We start from the raw sequence: 24642 nt of genomic DNA, 5'->3' as shown, positions 1-24642 counted from the left end.
GGGTCAGCCGCAGCAGCGCGGTTCAGCGCAATGGCGCGTGGTCCAAGCAGCAGCGAAAGCAAACGTGGGCCCAGTAACCCGAGAATACCAAGGGCGTCACGCTGTGCATCAAGCTCCTCCTCCAACAGGCTTTTCACCTCGTCGGCATTGCGGGCAACCAGTGCTTTGAACAGGCCCTGCTTGTCGCCGTACCAATTATACAATGTCTCGTTCGACGCTTTGGCCAGGCGCGCGATGCCTTGCATGGACGTACCGGCAAAGCCCTTTTGTTCAAGCAATTTATATGCCGCGACTTCGATCTGTTCTTGGCGGTGGGTTCTGGTTTCGGCACGCATCACGACTTCCTGAGTTGTTGACAGGTACCGTAACTGTAATTACGGATGCAAGCAACCGTAATTGAAATTACGCCCAAAGGAGCCATCATGAAACCCCAGACCTATGCCTCCAATTCCCCCATTCTGCTCACCAGCCTCGCATTGATTTCGCTGCTGCTGTCTGGCGCGATATTCGGGTTTTTCTATGCCTGGATTTGTTCGACCATGTGGGGATTGGATGCCGCCGACCCCAAAGTCGCGATTGCGGCGATGCAAGCGATGAACGGGTCGGTCCGCAACGCAGTATTTGCACCGGCTTTTTTCGGGACGCCCTTCGTGCTGATTCTCACCGCGCTGATCGCAAAGCGCCACGGGCGGACCCGTGCCGCATCTGCGTTTCTGGCGGCCGGGGTGATCTATTTCTTTGGTGGATTGATTGCGACGATGATGGTCAACGTCCCCATGAACGAAGCTTTGGCGTTGGTGGCGAGCCCCGATGATCCTGCAACGGCGGCGCAAATCTGGGCCGACTATTCCCCGAAATGGCAGGTCTGGAACATCGCGCGCACTGTGGCGAGCGGGATCAGCCTCATGCTTACCGGATATGCCCTTTTGACCCTGAGAGAGGCGAAAATCTGATGGATTATTCGCGGCTGCCATCTGCATCAAAGTGGCAGTCACGGCCTGCATTTACCGGATACGCTTGGCGCTTTGGCCTCAGCTTTTTGAACCGTAAAGTGTCGCCGCACGGTTTTCAAAGGCGCGCACGACGCGTTGCATGGCCTCGTTAAACACCACGCCGATGATCTTTTGCAGCACCATATTCTTGAATTCGAAATCGACAAAGAAATGCACTTTGCAGCTGCCTTCCCCTGCGTCTTCAAAATGCCAGTTGGATTTCATGAACTTGAACGGTCCGTCCAGATATTCGGTGTCGATCTTCTTGGTCTCGGGCCACAGCACCACGCGACTGGTGAACCGTTCGCGGAACACCTTGAAGCTGATCACCAGATCGGCGTCCATCACCTCGTGATCGCCTTTGTCTTCGCGGCTTTTGATGCGCGCGGCTGCGGTCCACGGCAAGAATTCGGGGTAAGACGCCACATCGGCCACCAGATCATACATCTGTTGGGCGGTGTAGGGCAGTTCGCGGGTCTCTGAATGGGTAGGCATTGATTTCCATCTGTCTAGAAGTTAGCCCTTATGAAATCTTAAACGCCCCTTTTTCAAGGTTAAACCCATGCCAACGCGTCCTTATGTCATCGATGAAATGATTTCGGCCAAAGCGATTGCCGCGCGGATCGAAGAACTGTGCCGCGAAATTCAAAAAGAATTCGACGGCACCAACAAGCTGACCGTCGTCGGGCTGCTGCGCGGATCGTTCGTTTTTATTGCTGATCTGGTGCGCGAACTGGACCTGCCGATCGAGGTCGATTTCCTTGAGGCGTCAAGCTATGGCGACGGCATGGAAAGCAGCAGAGAAGTGCGTATTCTCAAGGATTTGCGCGGCGCAATTGAGGGGCGCGATGTTCTGGTTGTCGAAGATATCGTCGATACCGGCCACACCCTGCACCACGTTCGCAACCTGTTGTTGTCACGTGAACCGGCGCGGCTGAAAACCATCGCTTTGCTGGATAAACCCAGCCGCCGCGAAGTCGACATGAAGGCAGACTGGATTGGCTTTGAAATACCCGATGAATTTGTCGTGGGCTATGGCATCGACTTTGCGCAACGCAACCGCAACCTGCCCTTTATCGGCAAGGTCCGGTTCACATCATGAACATCGTCTGGTTAATGCGGATGAAACGCTGGGTGCAAAACCCGCCGTCGCCACGGCGGGTTAAATTCGTTTTCGGCATCGTTCTGATTGCGGCGATCATCTTTGGTATCGAATATTTCGGCTATTGGCCCGATTGGGCAACAGCCGAACGTATGGGCCGCAGGTTCTGATTTAGCGCGCCGCCAGCTTGGCCTGACGCGCTGCACGCAACCGCGCAAAATCATCACCTGCGTGATAGCTGGACCGCGTCAAAGGCGTGGCCGACACCATCAAGAACCCCTTGCCGAAAGCAGCCTTTTCATAGGATGCGAATTCGTCAGGATGCACGAAACGGTCAACACGGTGGTGTTTCGGCGTGGGCTGCAGATATTGGCCGATGGTCAGGAAATCGATGTCGGCGGCGCGCATGTCTTCCATGACCTGAATGACCGATTGGCGATCCTCGCCCAGCCCCACCATGATACCGGATTTGGTGAACATCGACGGATCGAGTTCCTTCACCCGCTGCAACAAACGCAAGCTGTGGAAATAACGCGCACCAGGGCGGACTTCGGGGTAGAGGCCCGGCACAGTTTCAAGGTTGTGGTTGAACACGTCTGGGCGCGCCTCGACCACGATCTCAAGCACCTTGGGATCACAGCGGATAAAGTCAGGGGTCAGAATCTCGATCGTGGTGTCGGGCGACCGTTTGCGGATGGCGCGGATGGTCTGGGCGAAATGCTCTGCCCCGCCGTCTTCGACATCGTCGCGATCTACGGACGTGATAACCACATGGTTCAGCCCCAGTTTGGCAACCGCATCGGCAACGCGGCCCGGTTCGAACACGTCCAGATCTTCGGGCGGCTTGCCGGTTGCGATGTTGCAGAAGGTGCAGGCGCGCGTACACACCTCGCCCATGATCATCATCGTGGCGTGGCCCTGCGACCAGCATTCGCCGACATTGGGGCAACCCGCTTCTTCGCAGACCGTCACAAGTTTATTGTCGCGCATGATCTTGGCTGTGTCAGCATAGCCCTGCCCGCCCGGAGCTTTCACGCGAATCCACGACGGCTTTTTGGGCTGTGGATTATCGGGGCGTTTGGCTTTCTCGGGGTGGCGCTGCTCGGGGATTTTCAGGTCGCGCATGATCAGGCTCCGTATGTCAATCTAACGTCTATGTAGTCGGTTCGGGTCCGGCTTGAAAGGGGGTGCTTGCGCATGGCAATACCCGCTATTAGCAAAGTCTATGAACAGGCCGTTTAGAAAAACACCGAAACCGACAAATATCTCGGCCATTCTTCTTCGCTTTTTACGAGTATCCCGTTAAGGTTGACGATATTGCAACGCCAATTCCAAAGGGAAGCTTTCATGAGTGCCATAGCCGTTAATAAAGACGTTTGTATTATTGGGTCCGGTCCTGCGGGTCTGCAAGCGGCCTATTATTTTGCCAAAAAGGGTATTTCATTCAAAGTATTGGAAAGATCCGACAAAATCAGCGCTTTTTTGCGGCAATTTCCGCGGCACCGTCAGTTCATTTCGATCAACAAGGTTCATACCGGCCTCAGCAACGCTGAAACCCGTCTGCGTCACGACTGGAATTCCCTGCTGAATGACGAAGGTATTCTGTTCAAAGACTGGAGCCGGAAGTATTTCCCCAGTGCTGATGATTTTATCGACTATGCAGAATCCTTTGCCAAGCCGTTGGAAGACCACATCGTGTGCAATGCTGATGTGAGAAAGATTGAAAAATCAGGCGATATCTTTGTGATCACCTGCGCAGATGGCACGACGCACACGGCAGCCAATGTCATCGTCGCCACCGGCGTTAGCCAAGCGTGGGATCCGGGCATTGAAGGATTCGAGCTGGCCGCGAATTATACCGAATTCGATATCACCCCCGAGACCTATGAAAACAAGCGCGTGCTGATCTTGGGCAAGGGAAACTCTGCCTTCGAGACCGCTGATTCGCTGCTGGAGCACGCCGCCTGCATCCATGTGATGAGCCCAAACCCGATTAAATTCGCGTGGCAGACCCATTTCGTAGGCAATCTACGGGCGGTGAATAACAATTTTCTCGATACCTATCAGCTAAAATCGCAAAATGCGGTGATTGACGCCAAGGCGCTCGAGATCACCAAACAGGATGGCGTCTATACCGTGCGTGCACAGATGACAGCGGCCGAAGGGCACGAGATCGTTCTGACCTATGACCACGTCATCGCCTGCACCGGATTTCAATTCGACAATTCGATCTTTGACGCGCCGATCCAGCCCCGTCTGCGGCATTTCGATAAATTTCCGGCAATGACCGGCGAATGGGAAAGCGAAAATGTCGAAGGCTTGTTCTTTGCCGGGACCATCATGCAGTCGTGTGATTATAAGAAAACCATGTCGGGCTTTATCCACGGGTTCCGCCACAACGTTAAATGTCTGGCCGAGCTGATTGCGGCGCGCGTGCAGGGCGGATCCTATCCGTCGGTGACGACACCGCTGACGCAACCGCAACTGCGCGATTCGATCATTGAGCGGCTCAGCACCGCCTCCGGCATCTTTCTTCAGCCCGGCTTTATGGCTGATGTGATCGCGTTGGACGGGCCTGATGCGGGCAAAACCCTTCAGGATATTCCAGTATCCTGGGTGGAAAACGCGCCGTTGAACGCGGGAACATACCTTCAGGTAACTCTGGAGTATGGCGATTTCGGGTCAGATTCGCTGCATGTGAAGCGCCAGAATAACGTCTTTGGTAAAGAACCCGATGCCTTTATTCATCCGGTTATCCGTTTGGTGACGGATGGCAAGGTGCTGGATGAGATGCATTTGGCGGATCATCTGGATGCCGACTGGCGCCCGCGGGACGCGCGCGGTGGTGATCAGGGCACTGTCTTGCAGATGACGTTCCAAGACGCTGGCGGTGTGGTTGATCCGGCTGATGTGGCCAGCCAGCAATTGGACGCGTTTTTGCGCCGCATTGGCATGGGTGATGTCGCGCAATCAACGGCTGCTGAATAACCCGTCGACCATGCGTATGATAAAACAATGGCGCGGCTTTGATCAGCCGCGCCATTCCCCTGTCAGATCGGTCTTTGTCCTAGCCGATCATTGCGCTGCCCGGACCAAGCGTTTCATCGTAATGTTTCCGAAGTCGCATCAATGCGATGCGCAGCACAATTTTGCCCGACCGGGCGGACCAGCCGAGCCGTTTTTCCGTGGTTTCCAAACCCTCAAGATAGCAGCAACAGCGCAAAACCACATCCGAAAGACCCGGTCCCAGCTCTGCCAAGGCAGACGCGACCCGTGCGCGCGCTGCCGATGGCGCGCTGCCCGCAAAACAAGTAGGTGCCCCGTCACCGCCCGGCGTCAAAAACCGTTCCCAGTTCTGGGTGATCTTTTCGCCCATCTGGGAAAGTTCAAAGTCTTCGCGCAAACGCTCTCCGGCCTGAACCAGATTGTCGGTGAGAAATTGTGTACCGTCTTTATCGCGGCGCCGTGCGAGCGCCGCAAGGGGGCTTTCAGCCAGATTATAGCGCATCCGGCGCGCGCCGCGCGGTGTCGCTTCCTCGTCCTCATCATAGCTTTGCCCCTGAAACGAGGTTTGCGCCTCGGCAAATCCTTCCGGCCCTCGCGGGCTCTCGATCTCAAGCAATTGCTCAAGCGCTGTGCGGCCGGCTGCGGTGATGTAATAGCGTGAAATGCGTCCGCTGCCATTGGTGGCAATCCACCCCTTCAAGGCCATAGCCTGTGCGATCGGACGGTCCACCACCGCAGTTCGCGTGCTTGCCCCGCCTGCCCCGTCGCGGACCACGACGGCCTTTTCCATTTCAGCCGCGATAGCCAGAACAGCCCCGGTTTCGCACAAACGTCGCAGGATACGCCGTCCCTCGCGGGTCAGAGTTTCGTCATCCGGCATCGACGGTTTTTCAGCCTGTGTCATGGGCATCTTGTCCTTGTTGATAATCATCTTGTTGCGGCTCACACGTCCCAACGTCTCCAGCGCATCATCGACAAGCGGATCGTCCCGGCGGGTTTCGATCTTTCTGATCTGGCGCAGAATGGTCGACGCATGGCAGTCCGCCGAACGTGCAAGTGCACGGATCGGGCGGCCCATTTCTACATGCGAAAGGTAGTGTCTGGCTTCGGTCGGGACCCAGTTCGGAATGCCTCCGCCCGAAATGGGTGTCATTGATGGAATGCTAATTTGCGTCGCCATATCTGCGTCCTTTCCTAAACCGACTCTGGATTTTGTCCACAGAGTTATCCACACAACCTAAGGATGCACTGGTTACCTATTTGTTAAAATCAGGTCCGTTCCTTCATCATTGTTTCCAAAGCATAAACAGTTGTGACTGTGGCGTTCGGCTGCACCGTACGGTGCGCAACAGCACCCGATACTGTGGGACAGTTCCCTCCAAGCGTTACCGTTTCGGAACGTGCTGCTTCAGATCAAGGACTTGAAAACATGCAAGATATTCTCTCTCGCCTTAACGCAATTCACCGCCCGCACCTGTTGATGCGGGCGGCCAGGATTGGTGCTGAAAACTATCGCCGCAGCATCCATCTGCGGCGCTTGTTGGGGTTTGATGGCTACCCCAGAAGTGGTGCCGCATTAATACAGTTGATCGAAATCGAGGCAGAGCTGAACACCCAACGCAAAATGGCGGATGCAGGGTATAGCCTGATCCGCCATGTTGAAGTGTTGATCGCAATGATTGGCGAAGCGCGCCTTTTGCGCACAACGCCGCTTGAGGTTACATGAAGCTGTCAGGCTCCGCAGCTTTGCGGGCTTCGACAAAAGCATCCAATGCTTCGACCACAGCGGGATCCATGGGCGGTTGAACGTAATCGCCCAGCAGTTTTTCAACCCGCGCGGTCGCCAGTGTTTGGGTATCGCGCGCGCCCTCGTCGGCCCAAGTCTCGAAGGGCTTGTAATCCAGCAGGTCGGATTTCCAGAACGCTTGCTTGAAGTTAGCTTGCGTATGCGCACAGCCCAGATAATGCCCACCCGGACCTACCTCGCGGATGGCGTCCATGGCTTGGGCGTTCTCGTCAATCTGAACGCCCTGCGCCAGATGGTGCAACGTGCCCAACTGATCCGCGTCCATTACGAATTTTTCGAACGAACTGACCAGTCCGCCCTCCAACCAACCGCAGGAATGCAGCATAAAGTTCACACCGGACAGCAGCCCCATGTTCAGGCTGTTCGACGTCTCGTAGGCGGCCTGCGCGTCGGGCAGTTTCGACCCGCAGAACGAACCGGCCGACCGGAACGGCAGCTTCATCCGTCGCGCCAATTGCCCGGCCCCGTATGTGATATGCGACGCCTCGGGCGTGCCAAAGGTCGGTGCACCCGAATTCATATCGATCGACGTGACGAAAGCCCCAAAGATCACCGGCGCGCCCTTACGGATCAGCTGGCTATAAGCGATGCCTGCCATCACCTCGGCCAAGACCTGTGTCAATGTGCCCGCAACCGACACCGGTGCCATCGCCCCGCCCACGATAAACGGCGAAATGATCGACGCCTGATTGTTTTCCGCAAACACCTTCAGCGCGCCCATCATCACATCGTCAAATGTCATGGGCGAGTTGATGTTGATCAGCGATGTCATCACCGTGTTTTGCTGAACGAACTCTTCGCCAAACAGCACGCCGCACATATCAACAGAATCTTGCGCGCGGCTGGGCTCGGTCACAGACCCCATGAACGGTTTGTCGCTTAGGGTCATATGCGCGTAAAGCATGTCCAGATGGCGCTTGTTCACTGGCACATCGGTAGGCTCGCAAACAGTGCCGCCCGAATGGTGCAGCCACTTTGACATATAGCCCAGCTTCACGAATTTGTTGAAATCCGCCATGGTCGCATAACGGCGCCCACCAACGGCGTCGCGCACAAAGGGGGGGCCATATACCGGGGCCAATACCAGATTGCGCCCACCGATCACCACATTGCGTTCAGGGTTACGCGCATGCTGCGTAAACTCCGACGGCGCAGTCTTGCACAATTCGCGCGCCAACCCGCGTGGAATACGGACCCGTTCGCCCGACACATCTGCACCAGCGGCACGCCACAGCTCCAAGGCCTCTGGGTTGTCAGGGAAATTGACCCCGATCTCTTCCAGAACAGTGTCGGCGTTATACTCGATGATTTCCAGCGCTTCCTCGTTCAATATCTCGAAGTTGGGGATATTGCGCTGGATGTATTTTGCCGTCTCAAAGGACACGGCCGACCGCTCTGCGCGCCGCGCTGCCCCGCCGCCGCCACGTCCGCGTCTTGCTGATTCCGCCATTGTGTCCACCTTTTTACCAGAATTTGAGGTCTAGCTACCCCATTCATGCGTCCCCTTTGACGCAGATAGCGTCCTAAGACAGCAAAAACCGACATCCTTTCTTCTCTGGCTCAAAAATATCCCCGGGGTCTGGGGGCTGGCCCCCAGTCCACCCTTGCCACGCGCGCCATCCGCCCATAATCAGGCAACATGACAGATATTTCCCATGACCGCCTTCTCATCATCGACTTCGGCAGCCAGGTCACCCAGCTGATCGCCCGCCGTTTGCGTGAACTTAATGTGTTTTGCGAAATCCACCCGTTCAACACGGTGGATGATGCATTCTTGCGCGAATTCGCCCCCAAAGCGGTGATTTTCTCGGGCGGGCCATCGTCGGTCTTTGCCGAAGGCGCGCCGATGCCGCCACAATCGGTCTTTGATCTTGGCGTACCGATCCTGGGCATTTGTTATGGCCAACAGGTGATGATGCACTGCCTGGGCGGCAAGGTGGAACGCGGGCATGGCACTGCGGAATTCGGTCGTGCATTTGTCACGCCGACAACAGATACACTGGATCTGCTCGAGGGATGGTTCGCGACCGACCGCGAACAGGTCTGGATGAGCCATGGCGACCATGTCAGCGAAATCGCACCGGGGTTCAAAGTCTACGGCACATCCCCCAACGCGCCATTTGCAATTACCGGCGACGCCTCGCGTCATTTCTATGCCGTCCAATTCCACCCCGAGGTGCACCACACCCCGAACGGCGCGAAACTTTACGAGAATTTCGTGAAACTTGCGGGGTTCAAGGGCGATTGGACCATGCGCGCCTACCGCGAAGAAGCCATTGCCAACATTCGCGCTCAAGTCGGAGACGCCAAGGTGATCTGCGGTCTGTCCGGCGGTGTCGATTCGTCCGTTGCCGCCGTGCTGATCCACGAGGCAATCGGTGATCAGCTCACTTGTGTTTTTGTCGATCACGGTCTGCTGCGCAAAGGTGAGGCCGAAGAGGTCGTGACCATGTTCCGCGACAACTACAACATGCCGCTGATCCATGCCGACGAACAAGAACTGTTTCTAGGCGAACTTGACGGCGTTTCAGACCCCGAAACCAAGCGCAAGATCATTGGACGGCTCTTTATTGACGTGTTCCAGAAACATGCGACTGCCGTGGGCGATGCCAAGTTTCTGGCCCAAGGGACACTTTACCCCGATGTCATTGAATCGGTGTCTTTTTCCGGTGGCCCGTCTGTTACCATCAAATCGCATCATAACGTCGGCGGCTTGCCTGAAAAAATGGGCCTCAAGCTGGTCGAACCCCTGCGCGAGCTTTTCAAAGACGAGGTCCGCGCCCTGGGTCGCGAATTGGGTCTGCCCGCCAGCTTTATTGGCCGCCACCCCTTCCCCGGCCCCGGCCTTGCAATCCGTTGCCCCGGCGAAATCACCCGTGAAAAACTGGCCATCCTGCGCGAGGCGGATGCCGTCTACATTGACCAAATCCGCAAACACGGGCTTTATGACGAAATCTGGCAAGCCTTTGTTGCCATTCTGCCCGTCCGCACCGTGGGCGTGATGGGCGACGGACGTACCTATGACTTTGCCTGCGCGTTGCGCGCCGTAAATTCCGTTGATGGCATGACTGCCGACTACTATCCGTTCACCCACGAATTTTTGGGCGAAACGGCGACACGGATCATCAACGAGGTACCCGGAATCAATCGGGTGACCTATGATATTACGTCAAAACCTCCCGGCACCATCGAATGGGAATAGTTTGAATTGAGGGCGGCTGCGCTGGCTAAGACCATTGCAGCCGCTTGCAAAACTGTTTGCATAGGTTGGACATGGGCATCGTAGCCTAAGCGTTCCTCAGGAAAAATGTTCCCAATCGCCGTGCTATTTGAAGTTGCGCCCAAGAAAACTTCATTATAATTCAATTATAAGTATTTCACCGACGCTTTGTGTTTGTTGGATGATTTAATGTAATTTGTCTCTGTTTTCTTCAGTAAAGTCGGGGCCATTCAAAAAGGATAGACCCATGGCAAACCTAAAGCATGTCACGCCCCGTTATATTGTTGATCGGTTATCGGTGGTTCTGGATGAAAAACGGCATCCCAATCATCCGTGGTTAACCAAGGATTCTGTTGAACTCTTGGGGCAGCTTTTGCGCAAGCAAGATGTCGGGGTTGAATTCGGCTCGGGCAGAAGCACGCATTGGTTTTTGTCCAAAATTGCCAGCATAACCTCGATTGAAACCCACGAGGGGTGGTTCAAGAAGGTCAGCCAGGACTGCGAAAGCGAAATTTCATCGAAACGCATGGTCTATCATCTTGCAAGCGACGTTGAATCCTTTTTAACGATCATCGATGGCTTTGACAGCGACAGCATTGATTTTTGCCTTGTTGACGGGTCGCACCGCGACACCTGCGCCCTTTCCATGGTGCCAAAGATCAAGACTGGCGGCCTGATGGTTGTCGATAACATCAATTGGTATATTCCTTGCGAAAATTCGACATCGCCGAACGCACGCCGCATCGCGGATGGCTATGCCAGCGACAAATGGGAAGAGTTTGCCCAGATTACCAAGGACTGGCGCTATATCTGGACATCAAACGGTGTCAGCGACACCGGCATCTGGATTCGTACTTGAAATACGGCAAACCTCAGGGCTTTTCAGCCAAAGAAGCTGTACCCGCTCTGAGGACCTTGCATTGGCATTAGCAGCGTGAGCCCGACCCTGAAGGCAGCCCTGTGGATGGGCGGGTCGATCAGTTCGTTTTCGGCAATGGCTGTGGCGGGTCGCGAACTTGCCGGTATCTACGACACCTTCGAGATCATGATGTACCGCTCGTTCGTCGGGGTTTGTGTCGTTGTGTCGCTGGCCTTGTTGACAGGGGCTTGGCGGCAGATCAACACACGCAACTTCAGCCTACAAATCTGGCGCAACCTGGCGCATTTCACGGGGCAAAACCTATGGTTTTATGCGGTAACGGTGATTCCGTTGGCGCAGGTTTTTGCGCTTGAATTTACCTCTCCGCTTTGGGTGATCGTCTTGTCGCCGCTGATCTTGGGCGAACGCCTGACCAAAGTCAGGGCCTTGGCAGCAGTGCTGGGTTTTGTCGGCATTCTGGTTGTTGCGCGTCCCACAATTGAAGGCATCAATGCTGGCGTGATCACAGCGGCGGCCAGCGCCATTTTCTTTGCTTTGACGATCATGTTCACCAAGCGCCTGACCCGGACGCAGACCATCACCACGATCCTGTTCTACCTCACGGTGACGCAGTTGGTCTTTGGGGTGGTGATGGCCGGTTATGATGGCGATATTGCGTTGCCTACTCTGACACATGGGCCGCTGTTGCTGTTGATCGGCGTCGCAGGATTGGTGGCGCATTATTGCCTGACGACAGCCCTGTCGATCGCGCCCGCGACCGTGGTCGTCCCGATTGATTTCATCCGCTTACCTGTCATCGCGATCATCGGGATGCTGGTCTACGCCGAGGCGTTGGACATCTGGGTTTTTGTCGGGGCCGCGATAATTTTTGCGGGTAATTACATCAATTTGTGGGTCGAAACCCATAAACGCGCTTAGCAGATTTTCCAAGATGAAGTTGACGTTTGGTCGTCTTTTCTAACCCTTCTATATGCCTTGACTGGTTTTACCATTTGCCCAATGGATTAAACATTCGCGTCATTTTGGAGGGGCGCGGTTTTGTTCCTTGGGAGGGGTAACGAGTATGAAATATACGCATCTTGCGATTGCTGCGCTGATCAGCGGCGCAACAACAGTTCACGCGGGTGGGCTGGACCGGTCAAATCAGGACATCGGCATTATCTTCGAAAGCGGCAACCGCTTTGAGCTGAGCTTTGGCAATGCCAGTCCTTCGATTGATGGCACCGATATCCGCAGTGGTGGCCAGACAACCGGAAATGTCGCCGGTGATTTCAACATTCTAAGCGGTGCGTTGCGCTACAAGCTGTCGGATCAGTTGTCTGTCGCTTTGATTGTCGACGAACCGTTCGGGTCCGACATCTCGTATCCGGCGATTGCAACTTCGCCATCCTTTGGCGGAACGCAGGCAAATGTCGACAGCTTTGCGATGACTGCACTGGCCCGCTACAACTTCAACTCTGCGTTCAGTGTCCACGGTGGTTTGCGCTACCAGGAAATCGAAGCCGCTGTGACCTTGCGTGGTGCAGGATATGGCGGGCTAAGCGGTTATCGCGGTGATTTCGAATCTGACGGGGCCGTTGGCTATGTCTTGGGGGCGGCCTTTGAAAAGCCCGAACTGGCGATGCGTGTCGCCCTGACTTATCAATCCAGGATTCGTCATGATCTGGTGACCACCGAAACGATTAACGGAGCGCCTGTAACCGCGGGGCCAAGCAGCACACGCGTTGAAACGCCAGAAAGCCTGAACCTTGAATTCCAAAGTGGCGTTGCAAAAGATACGCTGGTGTTTGGTTCGATCCGCTATGCGCGCCACAGTGACACCATCGTTTCGCCTGCATTCTTTGCCAGCCAGACCGGTGGCGCCAGCCTGACCGATATCGAAGATTCAACCGATTACGAGATTGGCATCGGGCGTCGCTTTAGCGATCAATGGTCCGGTTCGGTAGCCTTTGGATATCAGACCGAGAACGGCGATGATCTGGTGTCGCCACTGTCGCCAACCGACGGGGCGCGCTATATTTCGGTTGGGGCAAAGTACCAAGCGACAGAGCAGTTCGATATCTCGGTTGGTGTGCGCTATACCAAGCTGGGCGATGCGCGTGCCGCCACGCAAAATGTCGGTCAAGCCACCTTTGCTGATAACTCTGCCGTGTCAGTTGGCGTCAAGATGGGCTATAACTTCTAACGACATCTAAAAACATTCACAGCCAACAGCCCGGCGCAGCGATGTGCCGGGCTTTTTCATTTGCGCGGCCACGCCGATGGCTAGTCTATCCTTTTGGCATTTGATAGTTAACGCAAAACAGCAATCCAAGGACCGCCCTCTATGCTTTACCCGACCGCCGATGCATGGCGCGCTGCACCGCGCAAAAAGGTGCTGGTTTTCGGCATGTCCGGTTTGGGCAAAACCCATATGGCGCATTTGCTGCGCGGGTCGGGCGACTGGTTCCATTACTCGATAGATTACCGCATCGGCACGCGGTACTTGGGCGAAACCATCACCGATAACGCCAAAGCCGAAGCGATGAAGGTCCCGTTCCTGCGTGATCTGCTTCTCAGCGACAGTATCTATATCGGTTCGAACATCACTTTTGACAATCTGTCCCCCGTGGCAACGTGGCTGGGCAAACCCGGTGATCCGGTCAAAGGTGGCTTGCCCATGGCAGAATATGCCGCCCGCCAAGATGCGTTCAAACAGGCCGAAATCGCCGCCTTGCTGGACACCGCGCATTTTGCCCGCCGCGCCAAGGCGCTGTATGATTATCCCCATTTCATTTGCGATACCGGCGGGTCGATTTGCGAATGGGTGGACCCCGAAGATGATCACGATCCGCTGATGCAGGCGCTGTCCGAGGAATGTCTGTTGATCTGGATCAAGGGCGATGCAGCCCACACCCAAGAATTGATCCGCCGCTTTGACAAAGCCCCCAAGCCGATGGCCTATCAGCCCGAGTTTCTGGCACGGGTCTGGCGCGAATATCTGATTAAAAACAACTGCCAAGAGGATGACGTTGATCCCGATGCCTTTATCCGCTGGACCTATGCGCAGGCCCTTGCCCACCGCCAGCCCCGCTATGAGGCGATGGCGCGTTGGGGCGTCACGATCACTGCAGATCAGGTCGGCGCGCTGAAATCAGAGGATGATTTCGTCAATCTCATTGCAGATGTGATGGCCCCCTAACCCCTTGGCAGCCCCCGCCTTGCGCCCTATCTAAATCCAGAACCAAAGTTGGAATATATCCCGATGCCGATCAAGCTCCCCTCCGACCTGCCCGCCTATGACGTGTTGACGCGCGAAGGCGTTATGGTGCTGGACGAGCATGAGGCGGACAAACAGGATATTCGCCCGCTGCGCATTGCGTTGTTGAACCTGATGCCCAAGAAGATCCAGACTGAAAACCAGTTTGCCCGACTGATCGGGGCCACGCCCATTCAGATCGAATTCAGCCTGCTGCGGATGTCCGACCACCAGTCGCGCAATACTGCCGCAGATCACCTCGAAAGCTTTTACCGCCCCGTCGAGGACGTCTGGGACGAAAAATTCGATGGGTTGATCATCACCGGTGCCCCGATCGAACATCTTGATTTTGCCGATGTCACATATTGGGAAGAATTAACCCGTGTGATGGACTGGACCCAAACCCATGTGCATTCCACCTTTGGCGTATGCTGGGGCGGGATGGCGATGATCAACCATTTTCATGGCGTCAAAAAACACCTGCTGGATGAAAAGGCTTTCGGTTGTTTCCGGCATCAAAATCTTGCGCCGTCTTCGCCCTATTTGCGGGGGTTTTCGGATGATTGCGTCGTGCCGGTCAGTCGGTGGACCGAAATGCGCCAAGCCGAAGTAGATGCCGTGCCCGGCCTGACCACCCTGCTTGGCAGCCCCGAGGTCGGGCCATGTCTGGTCGAAGATCCCGGGCACCGCGCGCTCTATATTTTTAACCACCTGGAATATGACCGCGACACGTTGAAGGATGAATATGACCGCGATGCCGCCGCTGGCACGCCAATCAATGTGCCGTGCAATTATTACCCTGACGACGACACAAGCAAAACGCCCCTGAACCGCTGGCGCAGCCACGCGCATCTGCTTTATGGCAATTGGATCAACGAGATATACCAATCCACGCCCTATGACCTGAATGATATTGGGACATAAAATGCTTGCGATATTTGCCCTGCTGGTGGTCGGATTCGTGATGTTGGTCCAATGGCGCGCCTATCAGCGCGAGGTCGCGGCCAACGTGGCGTATCCGGTGATCGGGCAGCTATTGAATGTCGATGGCGTCACCGTTCACGCAAAAATTCAAGGCACCGGGCCCGATCTGGTGCTGATCCACGGGGCCTCTGGCAACATGCGCGATTTCACCTTTGGCATGGTCGAGGAACTATCCAAACGCTATCGCGTGATTCTTTTTGACCGGCCAGGCCTTGGTTGGACCGATGATTTACCTGCCCGCAGTGGTGCTTGGAACAGTTGGGCGGCGTCCCCTGTTGAACAAGTCAGCATTCTAATAAAGGCGGCCGATCAGCTTGGGGTGAAAAATCCAGTCGTGCTGGGCCATTCCTTTGGCGGGGCGGTTGCCTTGGCATGGGGGCTTGCACGGCCTGATCAGACCGCAGCGCTGGTGCTGGTGTCTGCGGTTTCCCAAGTTTGGCCCGGTGATCTGGGCTGGCAATACCGCGTGACCGGATCGACTTTGGGCGGCGCTTTGGTAATCCCGATGATCACCGCGTTCCTCCCCGAAAAATCCGTCACGGACAGCGTCGATAGCATTTTTGCGCCTCAACCCGCCCCCGCAGGATATTCCCAGCATATTGGCACCGATCTATCGTTGCGCCGCCCGTCGATGCGGGCCAATGCCCAGCAGGTCAACGGACTTTTGCCCCATATCAAAGCCATGGTGCCCCGATATGACGCGCTGACCATGCCTGTCGAACTGATCCACGGTGATGCGGACACTATCGTACCGCTGGAAATCCACGCGCGGGTGCTGATGACGCAGCTGATTGACGGCGCTTTGACCGTTCTGCCCGGTATTGGCCATATGCCACAACATGTTGAACCCGCAGCGGTATTGGACGCGATTGACCGTGCAGCGGCCCGTGCGGGTTTGCGCTAGGGCGTGGAACACTTCATAACAGGTGCAACGATACCATCAGGAGGCCACCATGGACCTGCCCTTTGACGGCGCGATCAGCGCTTATTTTGAAAACGACGCGCCAAAGGATATCCGCCAAGCGATCAAGCGTGCGGAAAAAGACGATATCTTGGGGGAAAGTTACCCCCATTCCGAACGCATGGGCCGCAAGCGCTATGATAAAGAAATGGAGCGTTTGCAGATTGAATTGGTCAAACTGCAAGCCTGGGCGCGTGACAGCGGTACCCGCATCGCGGTGATATTTGAGGGGCGCGATGCCGCAGGCAAAGGCGGAACCATCGGGCGGTTTCGCGAAAACCTGAACCCGCGCAACGCACATGTTGTCGCCCTATCAAAGCCCACTGAAACCGAAGCCGGCCAATGGTATTTTCAACGTTATATCAAACACCTGCCGACCAAGGGCGAGATGGTCTTTTTTGACCGCAGCTGGTATAATCGTGGCGTTGTGGAACAGGTTTTCGGCTTTTGCACCACTGCGGAACGCGAACATTTCTTTACCCAAGTCGAACCCTTCGAACAGATGTTGGTCGATGAAGGCATCCATCTTTTCAAATTCTGGCTCAACGTCGGGCGCGCTGAACAATTGCGCCGCATGCTGGCCCGCGAAAGCGACCCGCTCAAGCAGTGGAAGCTTAGCATGATCGACGTCAACGGCCTTGCCAAATGGGAAGACTATAGCGCTGCGATCAGCGAAACGTTGACACGCTCGCATAATGCAATTGCCCCGTGGACGATCATCCGGTCCGACGACAAACGCCGCGCGCGGCTGAATGCTATCCGCACGGTGCTGCACTCCTTTGATTATGTGCAAAAGGATGAAAAAGCCATCGGTGTGCTAGATCCGGATATTTGCGGCGGCCCGGATATCTGGGATGCCTAAACAGGGATACCATCACGGCAACCTGCGTCAGGCCCTGATTGAAGGGGCGTTACAACTGATCGAATTGCGCGGTCCCATGGGTTTTACCCTGTCCGAGGCCGCAAAACAGGCGGGCGTCACGCCCGCTGCCGTGTATCGGCATTTCGACGGCCGCGAGGATCTGATCGCCGAAGGTGCGCTGCAAGGCTACGAGATTTTCGCAGAACGGATGGAGACCGCGTATCACTCGGGTCAGCCGTCGGCTCTCAAGGCATTCGAGGCAACGGGCCGCGCCTATCTGGCGTTTGCCCGCGCCCATCCTGGCCATTATATTGCGATGTTCGAAAGCGGTATTTCCGTCAACCGCACGCCCGAACTGGCCGCTGCTGCCAACCGCGCCAACGCCGTGCTAGAACAGGCCGCAGCCGATCTTAGCCAGCATATTCCCGCAGAGAAACGCCCGCCGGCCTCGATGTTTTCGGCGCATATCTGGGCGCTTAGCCATGGGGTGGTAGAACTTTTCGCCCGCAACTCTCCGGGGCGCGCCTCGCCTTTTCCGGCGGATGAGTTGCTCGAAAGCGGTATCGGGATTTATCTGCGTGGTCTGGGTCTGGTTGACCCAGACCGATAAGCGCTAAGGCGCATCACCCTCTGCATAGATCCGTTCGCCCGCACGACACCCCGAAACTCAGGCAGCCGCGCGTTGGTTGTTGATGGTGGTCATCACCTCTGCCGCGATCTGCAAGGACCGCACCCGTGCCGCATGATCATGGATTTGTCCCGACAAGATCACCTCATCCGGCTGGTATCGGCCAATCAATGCGGTTAACTGGGCCTGCACTGTTTCGGGGCTGCCCACGGCTGTTATGCGCAACGCCTGATCAACGGCTTGGCGCATCTGCGTCCCGACTTCGGCATCAATATCATCCACAGGACGGGGAAGCTTTCCGGGGTTTCCTGTCCTCAACCGGACGAAAGCCTGCTGGACAGATGTCCGCAGATACGCTGCTTGGTCGTCGGTATCGGCCGCAAAGACGTTCACGGCCAACATGAAATGCGGCTTGGTCCATGTTCTAGATGGCTTGAAGTCACGTCGATAGATCGCGATGGCATCCTCTAATGCGTCTGGCGCGAAATGCGACGCAAAGGCATAAGGCAGCCCGAAATGGGCCGCCAGTTGGGCCCCATAAAGCGATGATCCCAAAATCCAGACCGGTACATGGGTGCCCTGCCCCGGATGCGCCTTGACGCGTGCACCGGGCTGCGCGTCGCCTAGGTATTCCATCAATTCGGCCACATCATCAGGAAAACGATCGCCCCCCTGCATCCCGCGCCGCAACGCATGATACACCGCCTGATCCCCGCCGGGCGCGCGGCCCAGACCCAGATCAATCCGGTCGCCATGTATGGTCGCCAAGGTGCCAAACTGCTCTGCAATCGCCAGCGGCGCGTGGTTGGGCAACATGATGCCGCCCGCACCAACCCGAATAGATGTCGTGTGATCCGCGACATGTCCAATCACAACAGAGGTCGCCGCTGACGCGATCCCCGGCATATTATGATGCTCTGCCAGCCAATAGCGATGATACCCTGCCGCTTCGGCATGACGCGCCAAATCAACGGTGTTCGCAATCGCTTGGCGGGTGTCGGACCCCTCTGCCACCGGCGACAGATCAAGTACAGAATAGCGCATCGGTAATCTCCTATTTCACTTTGCATTAACCTAATCACGAAGCACCTTGAACAAAAGGATCTCGCCCGCTTCATTTTGCCAAATAAACTCTCCCCGAAGGGACGATCAGATCAAAGCGCAAACGAAAAAGGCCGCCCCCAGCAGGAGCGGCCCTTTCCAAATTGTCTGTAGATAAAACTTAGCGCTTGGAGAACTGGAAGCTCTTACGCGCTTTGGCCTTACCGTATTTCTTGCGTTCAACGACACGGCTGTCGCGGGTCAGGAAGCCTGCCGCTTTCAGCGCGCCACGCAAGGAGGGATCATAAAGCTGCAGCGCTTTGGAAACACCATGCTTTACCGCGCCAGCCTGACCGGACAGACCGCCACCTTTTACAGTTGCAACAACGTCAAACTGACCGTCGGTGCCTGTGATGGTGAAAGGCTGTGCTAGGATCATCTGCAGAACAGGGCGTGCAAAATATTCATTTTGCGCCTTGCCGTTTACGATAACCTTGCCGGAACCTGGCTTGATCCAGACGCGGGCGACCGCATCTTTACGCTTGCCGGTTGCATAGGCACGACCAAGCGCGTCACGGACGGGCTCGCGTGGGGTCAATTCAACTTCGACAGCGGCGTTCTCGGTCACGGCCGCTTCGAGGCCTTCGAGTGTTTTGATTTCATCAGCCATGCTTATGCACTCCGCGTGTTTTTAGAGTTCATGGATTTCACGTCCAGAACCTCGGGGCTTTGCGCCTCATGGGGGTGTTCGGAACCAGCGTAGACGCGCAGGTTGGTCATGATCTGGCGGCTCAGGTGGTTGCCGGGCAGCATGCGCTTGACCGCTTGGGTCACGATACGCTCAGGGTGTGCACCCTCAAGGATCTGTGCCTTGGTGCGTTCTTTGATCCCACCGGGGTGGCCAGTGTGCCAATAGAAGTTTTCTTCACGCTTCTTGCCGGTCATCTGGATTTTCTCGGCATTGATGACGATGACATTGTCGCCGCAATCCATGTGAGGTGTGAAGGATGGCTTGTGCTTGCCGCGCAAACGCATGGCAATGATCGACGCAAGACGGCCAAGGACGACGCCTTCAGCGTCGACGATGATCCATTTCTTGTCGATATCTGCCGGTGTTGCAGAAAAGGTTTTCATGGACGGAATTCCCGTTTATTTGGTGAAGGGGTTCAAAACCGAACCCCGCTATCTGATGGCTGGGTTATAAACACGCCCTTGGCCACGTCAAGCGACAGTTTCTCGAATTAATTGTTTTATAACAACGCGTTATAAATTAGGTATGATAATACCCCATATATCAGACGCTCAACTGCTCTGGCGGATTGTCCAGTAGCTGCCGCAGCCGCAAGATCGCCGCCTCAAAGTTCTCAAGCGGGACCCCTGCATTCGCAGCAATGCGCACCGCATGAGGCGCGCGGGCATCACGGCACACGAATTCTTCGGCGGATCTGATCTGCACGCCTTGCGCTTCTGCCGCTTGGCAAAATGCACCGGCCCGCCAGCCCACCGGCAGTCGCAACCAAAGATAGGGCACATTCACCCGCCATCCCACGTCATAGCCGCCCAGAATGTTGACCGCACTTTGCACATAGGCATTAAAGCCTTTGCGCGTGTTTTCCGCCATCGTATCGATATCCGGGTGGGTCAGCAGCTTTGCGCAAAGATCAATCAAGGGCGTCGCAAGGCCAAAGCAATTATATTCTGCCACGCGGCGCAGGTCAGGCGTGCGCCCTTCTGGGGCAATGGCAAAGCCGATCCGCAAGGCAGGCGTCAGGATCTTGGCAAGCGACGATATATACCAACCGCGTTCCGGTGCCAGCATCCGGTAGGTGGGTGCGCGCTCTACCCGCATGCGGTAACAGTCATCTTCGACGATCTGAATGTCATATTTACGCGCCACGCTGACCAGCTGCTCGCGGCGGGCCACGGGGGTAAAACTGCCGGTCGGGTTATGCACCTCGGGCGAGGTGCATAATATCTGCGCATCATGGTTTCGCGCGGCTTCCTCCATCGCCTCGGGAATGACGCCATCGGCATCCATCGCAATCGGGATCACATCGGCCCGCAGCAGTTCAGCCGCACGGCGAAACCCAGGATATGAGAGTTCTTCGATCAGGATGGCCGGTCGGCGGCCTTGCAAGATCGCCTGAAACACCAATGACAGCGCGTTTTGCCCCCCGTGGGACAGCACAACGTCGCTTTGGTCAAATGCGCCCAGCGGTGTTCCGGTCAGCCACCGCACGACAGCTTCGCGGGCGGGTTGGGCACCGATGCGGCTGGGATAGTGCATCATGCCGGATGGCGGGTCTTGGGCCACCTCGGCCAGCAGTTTGCGGATCAGTCCCGCCTGCCCTGCGGATGGTAAATGCGGTGAGAACATATTGACGTTGAAGTGATTGTCTAGCTTTTGCGACTGGTGGGCAATCACGTCAATTTCGATTGGCCCATCCGGTTCGGGCGCAGGCGTCTTTGACGCCACAAAGGTGCCGCGGCCGACCTCTGCCACTAAGGTGCCGCTTTCGGTCAGCATCGTATAGGCGCGGGCCACCGTGCCCGGGGTGATCTGTAACGTCCACGCCAGATCACGCACGGGGGGCAGTTTATCGCCCTCTTTCAGGGCCCCGGTTTCAATGCCGTTTCGAATGGTTGCAACGACAGCCTTGTATTTGGGCCCCTGCCCTTGATCCAGTGATGGTTGCCAAATTGTACCCATTACAATCTTTCCCTTTTCAATTCATATTTGATTTTGTACCACTTTCATACGGTACACTTCAACATTGTGTCAATACAATATAGATATTAAGGAGATTATCATGACACAGACCCTTACCCTTTCCACTGAATCAGTGGCCATCCTCAATCAGCGCGGAACGCCTGTGCTGGCTGTTATTGCGGTAAAATTTGCGGTCTGCGTCACGAAAATGGCATCACGTCGCCGCACTCGCCGCGCCCTTGCAGTTCTTGAGCCATGGCAGTTGCGTGACGTGGGACTCACACCGAAAGAGGCTCATGATGAGTCAATTAAGGTGTTCTGGAAGGCATAACATCCCTGTGGTGCCAACCAGACCTCTTCACTTGGGCCGGTATATACCGGCCCTTTTTTCGATTGTATCAATACGCTGGATCACGCCTTAATTCGGCGGAATGGCATAGGTCAGCGACGCCCGTGCGACCGGTGCTTCCATCCCTTCGGAAAATACCAACACATCGCAGACCGACAACAGCTTGCCCAGCTTTAGCAGGCGTGTTTTGGCAATCAGATCGACACCGGCCGCAGGTTTGCGCATGAAATCAATCGAACAGTTCGTCGTCACCGCCAGCGCCTTTGGCCCAATCCGCGCCAGTGTCATCAAATAGGCACTGACATCGGCCAGCGCGAAAATCGACGGGCCTGACACGGTGCCACCGGGGCGCAAATGCCGGTTGTCCACCAACAACCGCGTGGTCAGATCGGTGTCGCTGACATGGTCAATCGCGAAATCATCAGCGACCTGTTTGAACACATCTTTCATGAAAATCGTTAACGCGTCGGCGTCCATCATTATCGGCATACTTGTCCTCCGTCATATGTCGGGGATAGGCTCCGGTAATTTCAGGGAGAGAGCAAGATGACAATTCTAGATATAGAGTATGACGCTGCGGTCGCACGGCTGACGATGAACGCACCAGACCGGCTGAACGCCCTGTCAGACGAGATGCTGGCAGCACTTCAGGCCACGCTTGACACCATCGCGCAGAACCCGTCGGTACGGGTCGTTATCCTTGCAGGCCATGGTAAAGCGTTTTGCGCGGGCCACGACCTAAAGCAGATGACAGCGATGCGGCAGGCCCAAGACGGTGGTGCCGCACAGTTCCGCGATCTGTTCGAACGATGCAGCGCCGTGATGGCGCGGATCCAGTCGATGCCGCAGCCGGTGATCGCGCAAGTTCATGGCATTGCCACAGCGGCGGGCTGCCAACTGGTAGCCACCTGCGATATGGCCGTCGCCGCCGAAGGCACGCGTTTTGGCGTCAACGGGGTGAACATCGGGCTGTTCTGCTCGACCCCGATGGTCGCCCTTAGCCGCAACATCCCCCGCAAACAGGCGTTCGAAATGCTGACAACCGGCAATTTCATCGAGGCCGATCGCGCCCGCGAGCTGGGCTTGGTCAATCGTGTCGTCGCAGCACAGGACCTGTCGGCCGAGACACAGGCCCTCGCCGACCAGATCGCGGGCAAGCTGGCGGTCGCGGTGAAAATCGGCAAACAGGCATTCTATGCGCAGCTGTCGATGCCCGTCGATCAAGCTTATGCCTATACCGGTGACGTCATGGTCGAAAATATGCTGCACCGCGATACCGAAGAAGGGATCAGCGCCTTTCTGGAAAAGCGTGATCCAACTTGGGAGCAATAAGGGGGAAGCACTGGGGTCGGCTATTGTTTCCAAAACAATTAGGATTGTTGATATTATTTTTCTGGCAATTCGGGCAGAATTGGGGCACAAATAAGACAAGGCAGATGCCTTGATGATTTTGGGTCGCCGCCGGCGGAAGGTCCCTCCAGGTCAGCCTCTCACTGACCGACCGTTCCCGCAGCGGCGACCCCAAAAATCTCTCTTTTCCGACATTCCCATGACCTTACGCCACACGGCAAACTGCTTGTATCTATTGCGCTATGGCACATGCTGCCCTACATCGCTGGCATGACACAAACACTCCATATCATCGGCGGCGGAATGGCCGGATCAGAGGCCGCTTGGCAGGCCGCAAACGCTGGCATCCAGGTGGTGCTGCACGAAATGCGCCCTGATGTTGGCACATTTGCCCATCAAACGGGGTTCTTGGGCGAGATGGTCTGCTCGAATTCTTTTCGGTCGGACGATAGCGAACAAAACGCCGTTGGCTTGCTGCATTGGGAAATGCGCGCGGCGGGTGGCCTGATCATGGCAACGGCCGAAAAACACCGCCTGCCCGCAGGTGGTGCCTTGGCTGTCGACCGTGACCCCTTCGCAGAATCGGTGACGGCAGCCTTGATGGCGCACCCCAACATCACCGTTGAATACGGCGAAATTACTGAACTGCCCCGCGAGGGGCATTGGATCATCGCGACTGGCCCGCTGACCTCGGGTAACTTGGCGCAGGCGATTGCGGCCGAAACCGGTGCCGAAGCGCTCGCGTTTTTCGATGCAATCGCGCCGATTATCTATCACGAGAGCATCGACATGACCAAAGCGTGGATGCAATCGCGCTATGATAAGGGCGAGACAGAGGAAGAGCGCACCGCTTACCTGAATTGCCCGATGGATAAAGCCACCTACGAGGCATTTATCGATGCATTGCTGGCTGCGGATAAAACGGAATTCAAGGAAGGCGAAACCGCAGGCTACTTCGACGGCTGCCTGCCGATCGAGGTAATGGCCGAACGGGGCCGCGAAACCTTGCGGTTTGGTCCGATGAAACCTGTGGGGCTGACCAACGCGAATGATCCGGACAACAAACCCTACGCCGTGGTGCAGCTGCGCCGCGATAACAAGCTGGGCACGCTTTATAATATCGTCGGGTTCCAGACCAAGATGAAATACGGTGCGCAAACAGATGTTTTGCGGATGATTCCGGGGCTGGAAAACGCGTCTTTCGCGCGGCTTGGCGGGATACACCGCAATACTTTCCTGAACTCTCCGACGCTGCTGGACGACCAGATGCGCTTGCGCAGCCAGCCCAACATCCGCTTTGCTGGCCAGATCACTGGCGTAGAAGGTTACGTTGAAAGCGCCGCGATGGGCTTGCTTGCCGGGCGTCTGGCCGTCGCCGAGATCAAAGGCGAAACCGCCACACCGCCGCCGCCCACCACGGCGACTGGCGCGTTGATCACCCACATCACCGGCGGGGCCGAAGCCAAGACATTCCAGCCGATGAACGTGAATTTCGGACTGTTTCCGTCGGTT

The 24642-nt window shown here is 56.2% G+C and carries 27 protein-coding genes; 17 read left to right on the top strand and 10 right to left on the bottom strand.

Annotated features, from left to right (window positions below; translation table 11 throughout):
* Positions 1 to 335, bottom strand: a 335-nt coding sequence (locus ABYT07_RS07510; RefSeq protein WP_372990533.1) for a TetR/AcrR family transcriptional regulator, incomplete at its 3' end; no start/stop codon positions are given.
* Between the two features lie 87 nt (positions 336 to 422).
* On the opposite strand from ABYT07_RS07510, the gene ABYT07_RS07505 reads away from it, so the two are divergent.
* Positions 423 to 953 (top strand): DUF1772 domain-containing protein, encoded by a 531-nt coding sequence (locus tag ABYT07_RS07505; RefSeq protein ID WP_372990531.1) that lies wholly within the window; start codon positions 423 to 425, stop codon positions 951 to 953.
* Between the two features lie 78 nt (positions 954 to 1031).
* Here ABYT07_RS07505 and ABYT07_RS07500 read toward each other — a convergent pair whose 3' ends face one another.
* The gene (locus ABYT07_RS07500; protein WP_372990529.1) at positions 1032 to 1487 is read right to left on the bottom strand and encodes a type II toxin-antitoxin system RatA family toxin; all 456 of its coding nucleotides are present in this window, start codon (positions 1485 to 1487) and stop codon (positions 1032 to 1034) included.
* 67 nt (positions 1488 to 1554) lie between these two features.
* Between ABYT07_RS07500 and hpt the strand changes: the two genes are divergently transcribed.
* Both hpt and ABYT07_RS07490 read left to right on the top strand, forming a co-directional pair.
* Entirely contained in the window at positions 1555 to 2094 is a 540-nt protein-coding gene (gene hpt / locus ABYT07_RS07495) for a hypoxanthine phosphoribosyltransferase (RefSeq protein WP_372990528.1), read from the top strand.
* Positions 2091 to 2264, top strand: coding sequence for a hypothetical protein (locus tag ABYT07_RS07490; RefSeq protein WP_372990527.1), 174 nt, complete (start codon positions 2091 to 2093; stop codon positions 2262 to 2264). The genes hpt and ABYT07_RS07490 overlap by 4 nt, the downstream gene beginning before the upstream one ends.
* 1 nt (position 2265) lies before the next feature.
* Here the strand turns inward: ABYT07_RS07490 and lipA are convergent, their stop codons facing one another.
* Positions 2266 to 3219, bottom strand: a complete 954-nt coding sequence (gene lipA, locus ABYT07_RS07485) for a lipoyl synthase (RefSeq protein ID WP_372990525.1) — start codon at positions 3217 to 3219, stop codon at positions 2266 to 2268.
* 222 nt (positions 3220 to 3441) lie between these two features.
* On the opposite strand from lipA, the gene ABYT07_RS07480 reads away from it, so the two are divergent.
* The gene (locus tag ABYT07_RS07480) at positions 3442 to 5082 is read left to right on the top strand and encodes an NAD(P)-binding domain-containing protein (protein WP_372990524.1); all 1641 of its coding nucleotides are present in this window, start codon (positions 3442 to 3444) and stop codon (positions 5080 to 5082) included.
* Positions 5083 to 5161: 79 nt separating this feature from the next.
* On the opposite strand, the gene ABYT07_RS07475 is transcribed toward ABYT07_RS07480, so the two are convergent.
* Positions 5162 to 6280, bottom strand: coding sequence for a DUF6456 domain-containing protein (locus ABYT07_RS07475; protein WP_372990522.1), 1119 nt, complete (start codon positions 6278 to 6280; stop codon positions 5162 to 5164).
* Between the two features lie 249 nt (positions 6281 to 6529).
* Between ABYT07_RS07475 and ABYT07_RS07470 the strand changes: the two genes are divergently transcribed.
* Positions 6530 to 6826: a DUF6477 family protein gene (locus ABYT07_RS07470; protein ID WP_372990520.1), complete on the top strand. Its 297-nt coding sequence runs from the start codon at positions 6530 to 6532 to the stop codon at positions 6824 to 6826.
* On the opposite strand, the gene ABYT07_RS07465 is transcribed toward ABYT07_RS07470, so the two are convergent.
* Positions 6819 to 8357, bottom strand: coding sequence for a trimethylamine methyltransferase family protein (locus tag ABYT07_RS07465; protein ID WP_372990518.1), 1539 nt, complete (start codon positions 8355 to 8357; stop codon positions 6819 to 6821). The two genes, ABYT07_RS07470 and ABYT07_RS07465, sit on opposite strands and share 8 nt — an antisense overlap.
* A gap of 189 nt (positions 8358 to 8546) precedes the next feature.
* Here ABYT07_RS07465 and guaA point away from each other — a divergent pair, with 189 nt between their 5' ends.
* The 9 genes from guaA (at position 8547) to ABYT07_RS07420 (ending at position 17662) form a co-directional block, all read left to right on the top strand.
* The gene (gene guaA / locus ABYT07_RS07460; RefSeq protein WP_372990516.1) at positions 8547 to 10109 is read left to right on the top strand and encodes a glutamine-hydrolyzing GMP synthase; all 1563 of its coding nucleotides are present in this window, start codon (positions 8547 to 8549) and stop codon (positions 10107 to 10109) included.
* 265 nt (positions 10110 to 10374) lie between these two features.
* Positions 10375 to 10986 (top strand): class I SAM-dependent methyltransferase, encoded by a 612-nt coding sequence (locus ABYT07_RS07455; RefSeq protein WP_372990514.1) that lies wholly within the window; start codon positions 10375 to 10377, stop codon positions 10984 to 10986.
* Between the two features lie 105 nt (positions 10987 to 11091).
* Positions 11092 to 11925 (top strand): DMT family transporter, encoded by an 834-nt coding sequence (locus ABYT07_RS07450; protein ID WP_372990535.1) that lies wholly within the window; start codon positions 11092 to 11094, stop codon positions 11923 to 11925.
* A 145-nt stretch (positions 11926 to 12070) separates the two neighbouring features.
* Entirely contained in the window at positions 12071 to 13192 is a 1122-nt protein-coding gene (locus tag ABYT07_RS07445; RefSeq protein WP_372990513.1) for an OmpP1/FadL family transporter, read from the top strand.
* A 141-nt stretch (positions 13193 to 13333) separates the two neighbouring features.
* Positions 13334 to 14188 carry an ATPase gene (locus ABYT07_RS07440; protein WP_372990512.1) on the top strand — a complete coding sequence of 285 codons (855 nt, stop codon included), beginning with the start codon at positions 13334 to 13336 and terminating at the stop codon, positions 14186 to 14188.
* Positions 14189 to 14251: 63 nt separating this feature from the next.
* The gene (metA, locus tag ABYT07_RS07435; RefSeq protein ID WP_372990510.1) at positions 14252 to 15169 is read left to right on the top strand and encodes a homoserine O-succinyltransferase; all 918 of its coding nucleotides are present in this window, start codon (positions 14252 to 14254) and stop codon (positions 15167 to 15169) included.
* Position 15170: 1 nt separating this feature from the next.
* Positions 15171 to 16133 carry an alpha/beta fold hydrolase gene (locus ABYT07_RS07430; protein ID WP_372990509.1) on the top strand — a complete coding sequence of 321 codons (963 nt, stop codon included), beginning with the start codon at positions 15171 to 15173 and terminating at the stop codon, positions 16131 to 16133.
* 49 nt (positions 16134 to 16182) lie between these two features.
* Complete coding sequence (gene ppk2, locus ABYT07_RS07425; protein WP_372990508.1) at positions 16183 to 17052, top strand: polyphosphate kinase 2; 870 nt, start codon at positions 16183 to 16185, stop codon at positions 17050 to 17052.
* The gene (locus ABYT07_RS07420) at positions 17045 to 17662 is read left to right on the top strand and encodes a TetR/AcrR family transcriptional regulator (protein ID WP_372990506.1); all 618 of its coding nucleotides are present in this window, start codon (positions 17045 to 17047) and stop codon (positions 17660 to 17662) included. Before ppk2 ends, ABYT07_RS07420 begins: the two co-directional genes overlap by 8 nt.
* 57 nt (positions 17663 to 17719) lie before the next feature.
* On the opposite strand, the gene ABYT07_RS07415 is transcribed toward ABYT07_RS07420, so the two are convergent.
* From ABYT07_RS07415 to ABYT07_RS07400, 4 genes are all read right to left on the bottom strand, one after another.
* Positions 17720 to 18724, bottom strand: coding sequence for an LLM class flavin-dependent oxidoreductase (locus tag ABYT07_RS07415; RefSeq protein ID WP_372990505.1), 1005 nt, complete (start codon positions 18722 to 18724; stop codon positions 17720 to 17722).
* A 178-nt stretch (positions 18725 to 18902) separates the two neighbouring features.
* Positions 18903 to 19391, bottom strand: coding sequence for a 30S ribosomal protein S9 (gene rpsI, locus ABYT07_RS07410; RefSeq protein ID WP_372990503.1), 489 nt, complete (start codon positions 19389 to 19391; stop codon positions 18903 to 18905).
* Between the two features lie 2 nt (positions 19392 to 19393).
* Positions 19394 to 19855: a 50S ribosomal protein L13 gene (rplM, locus tag ABYT07_RS07405; protein ID WP_372990501.1), complete on the bottom strand. Its 462-nt coding sequence runs from the start codon at positions 19853 to 19855 to the stop codon at positions 19394 to 19396.
* A 160-nt stretch (positions 19856 to 20015) separates the two neighbouring features.
* Complete coding sequence (locus ABYT07_RS07400; RefSeq protein WP_372990499.1) at positions 20016 to 21431, bottom strand: PLP-dependent aminotransferase family protein; 1416 nt, start codon at positions 21429 to 21431, stop codon at positions 20016 to 20018.
* 100 nt (positions 21432 to 21531) lie between these two features.
* On the opposite strand from ABYT07_RS07400, the gene ABYT07_RS07395 reads away from it, so the two are divergent.
* Entirely contained in the window at positions 21532 to 21762 is a 231-nt protein-coding gene (locus ABYT07_RS07395) for a DUF1127 domain-containing protein (RefSeq protein ID WP_372990497.1), read from the top strand.
* Between the two features lie 87 nt (positions 21763 to 21849).
* On the opposite strand, the gene ABYT07_RS07390 is transcribed toward ABYT07_RS07395, so the two are convergent.
* Complete coding sequence (locus tag ABYT07_RS07390) at positions 21850 to 22269, bottom strand: PaaI family thioesterase (protein WP_372990496.1); 420 nt, start codon at positions 22267 to 22269, stop codon at positions 21850 to 21852.
* Positions 22270 to 22326: 57 nt separating this feature from the next.
* Here ABYT07_RS07390 and ABYT07_RS07385 point away from each other — a divergent pair, with 57 nt between their 5' ends.
* Together ABYT07_RS07385 and trmFO are read left to right on the top strand one after the other, a co-directional pair.
* The gene (locus ABYT07_RS07385) at positions 22327 to 23112 is read left to right on the top strand and encodes an enoyl-CoA hydratase (protein WP_372990495.1); all 786 of its coding nucleotides are present in this window, start codon (positions 22327 to 22329) and stop codon (positions 23110 to 23112) included.
* 288 nt (positions 23113 to 23400) lie between these two features.
* Positions 23401 to 24642: methylenetetrahydrofolate--tRNA-(uracil(54)-C(5))-methyltransferase (FADH(2)-oxidizing) TrmFO (gene trmFO, locus ABYT07_RS07380; RefSeq protein ID WP_372990494.1), on the top strand; the 1242-nt coding region annotated here is incomplete at its 3' end.

This window comes from Sulfitobacter sp. (assembly GCF_041552635.1).
Taxonomy (GTDB): domain Bacteria; phylum Pseudomonadota; class Alphaproteobacteria; order Rhodobacterales; family Rhodobacteraceae; genus Sulfitobacter.
The sequence above is the reverse complement of the archived record's forward strand: the minus strand, read 5'-3'. Positions and strand labels throughout refer to the sequence as shown.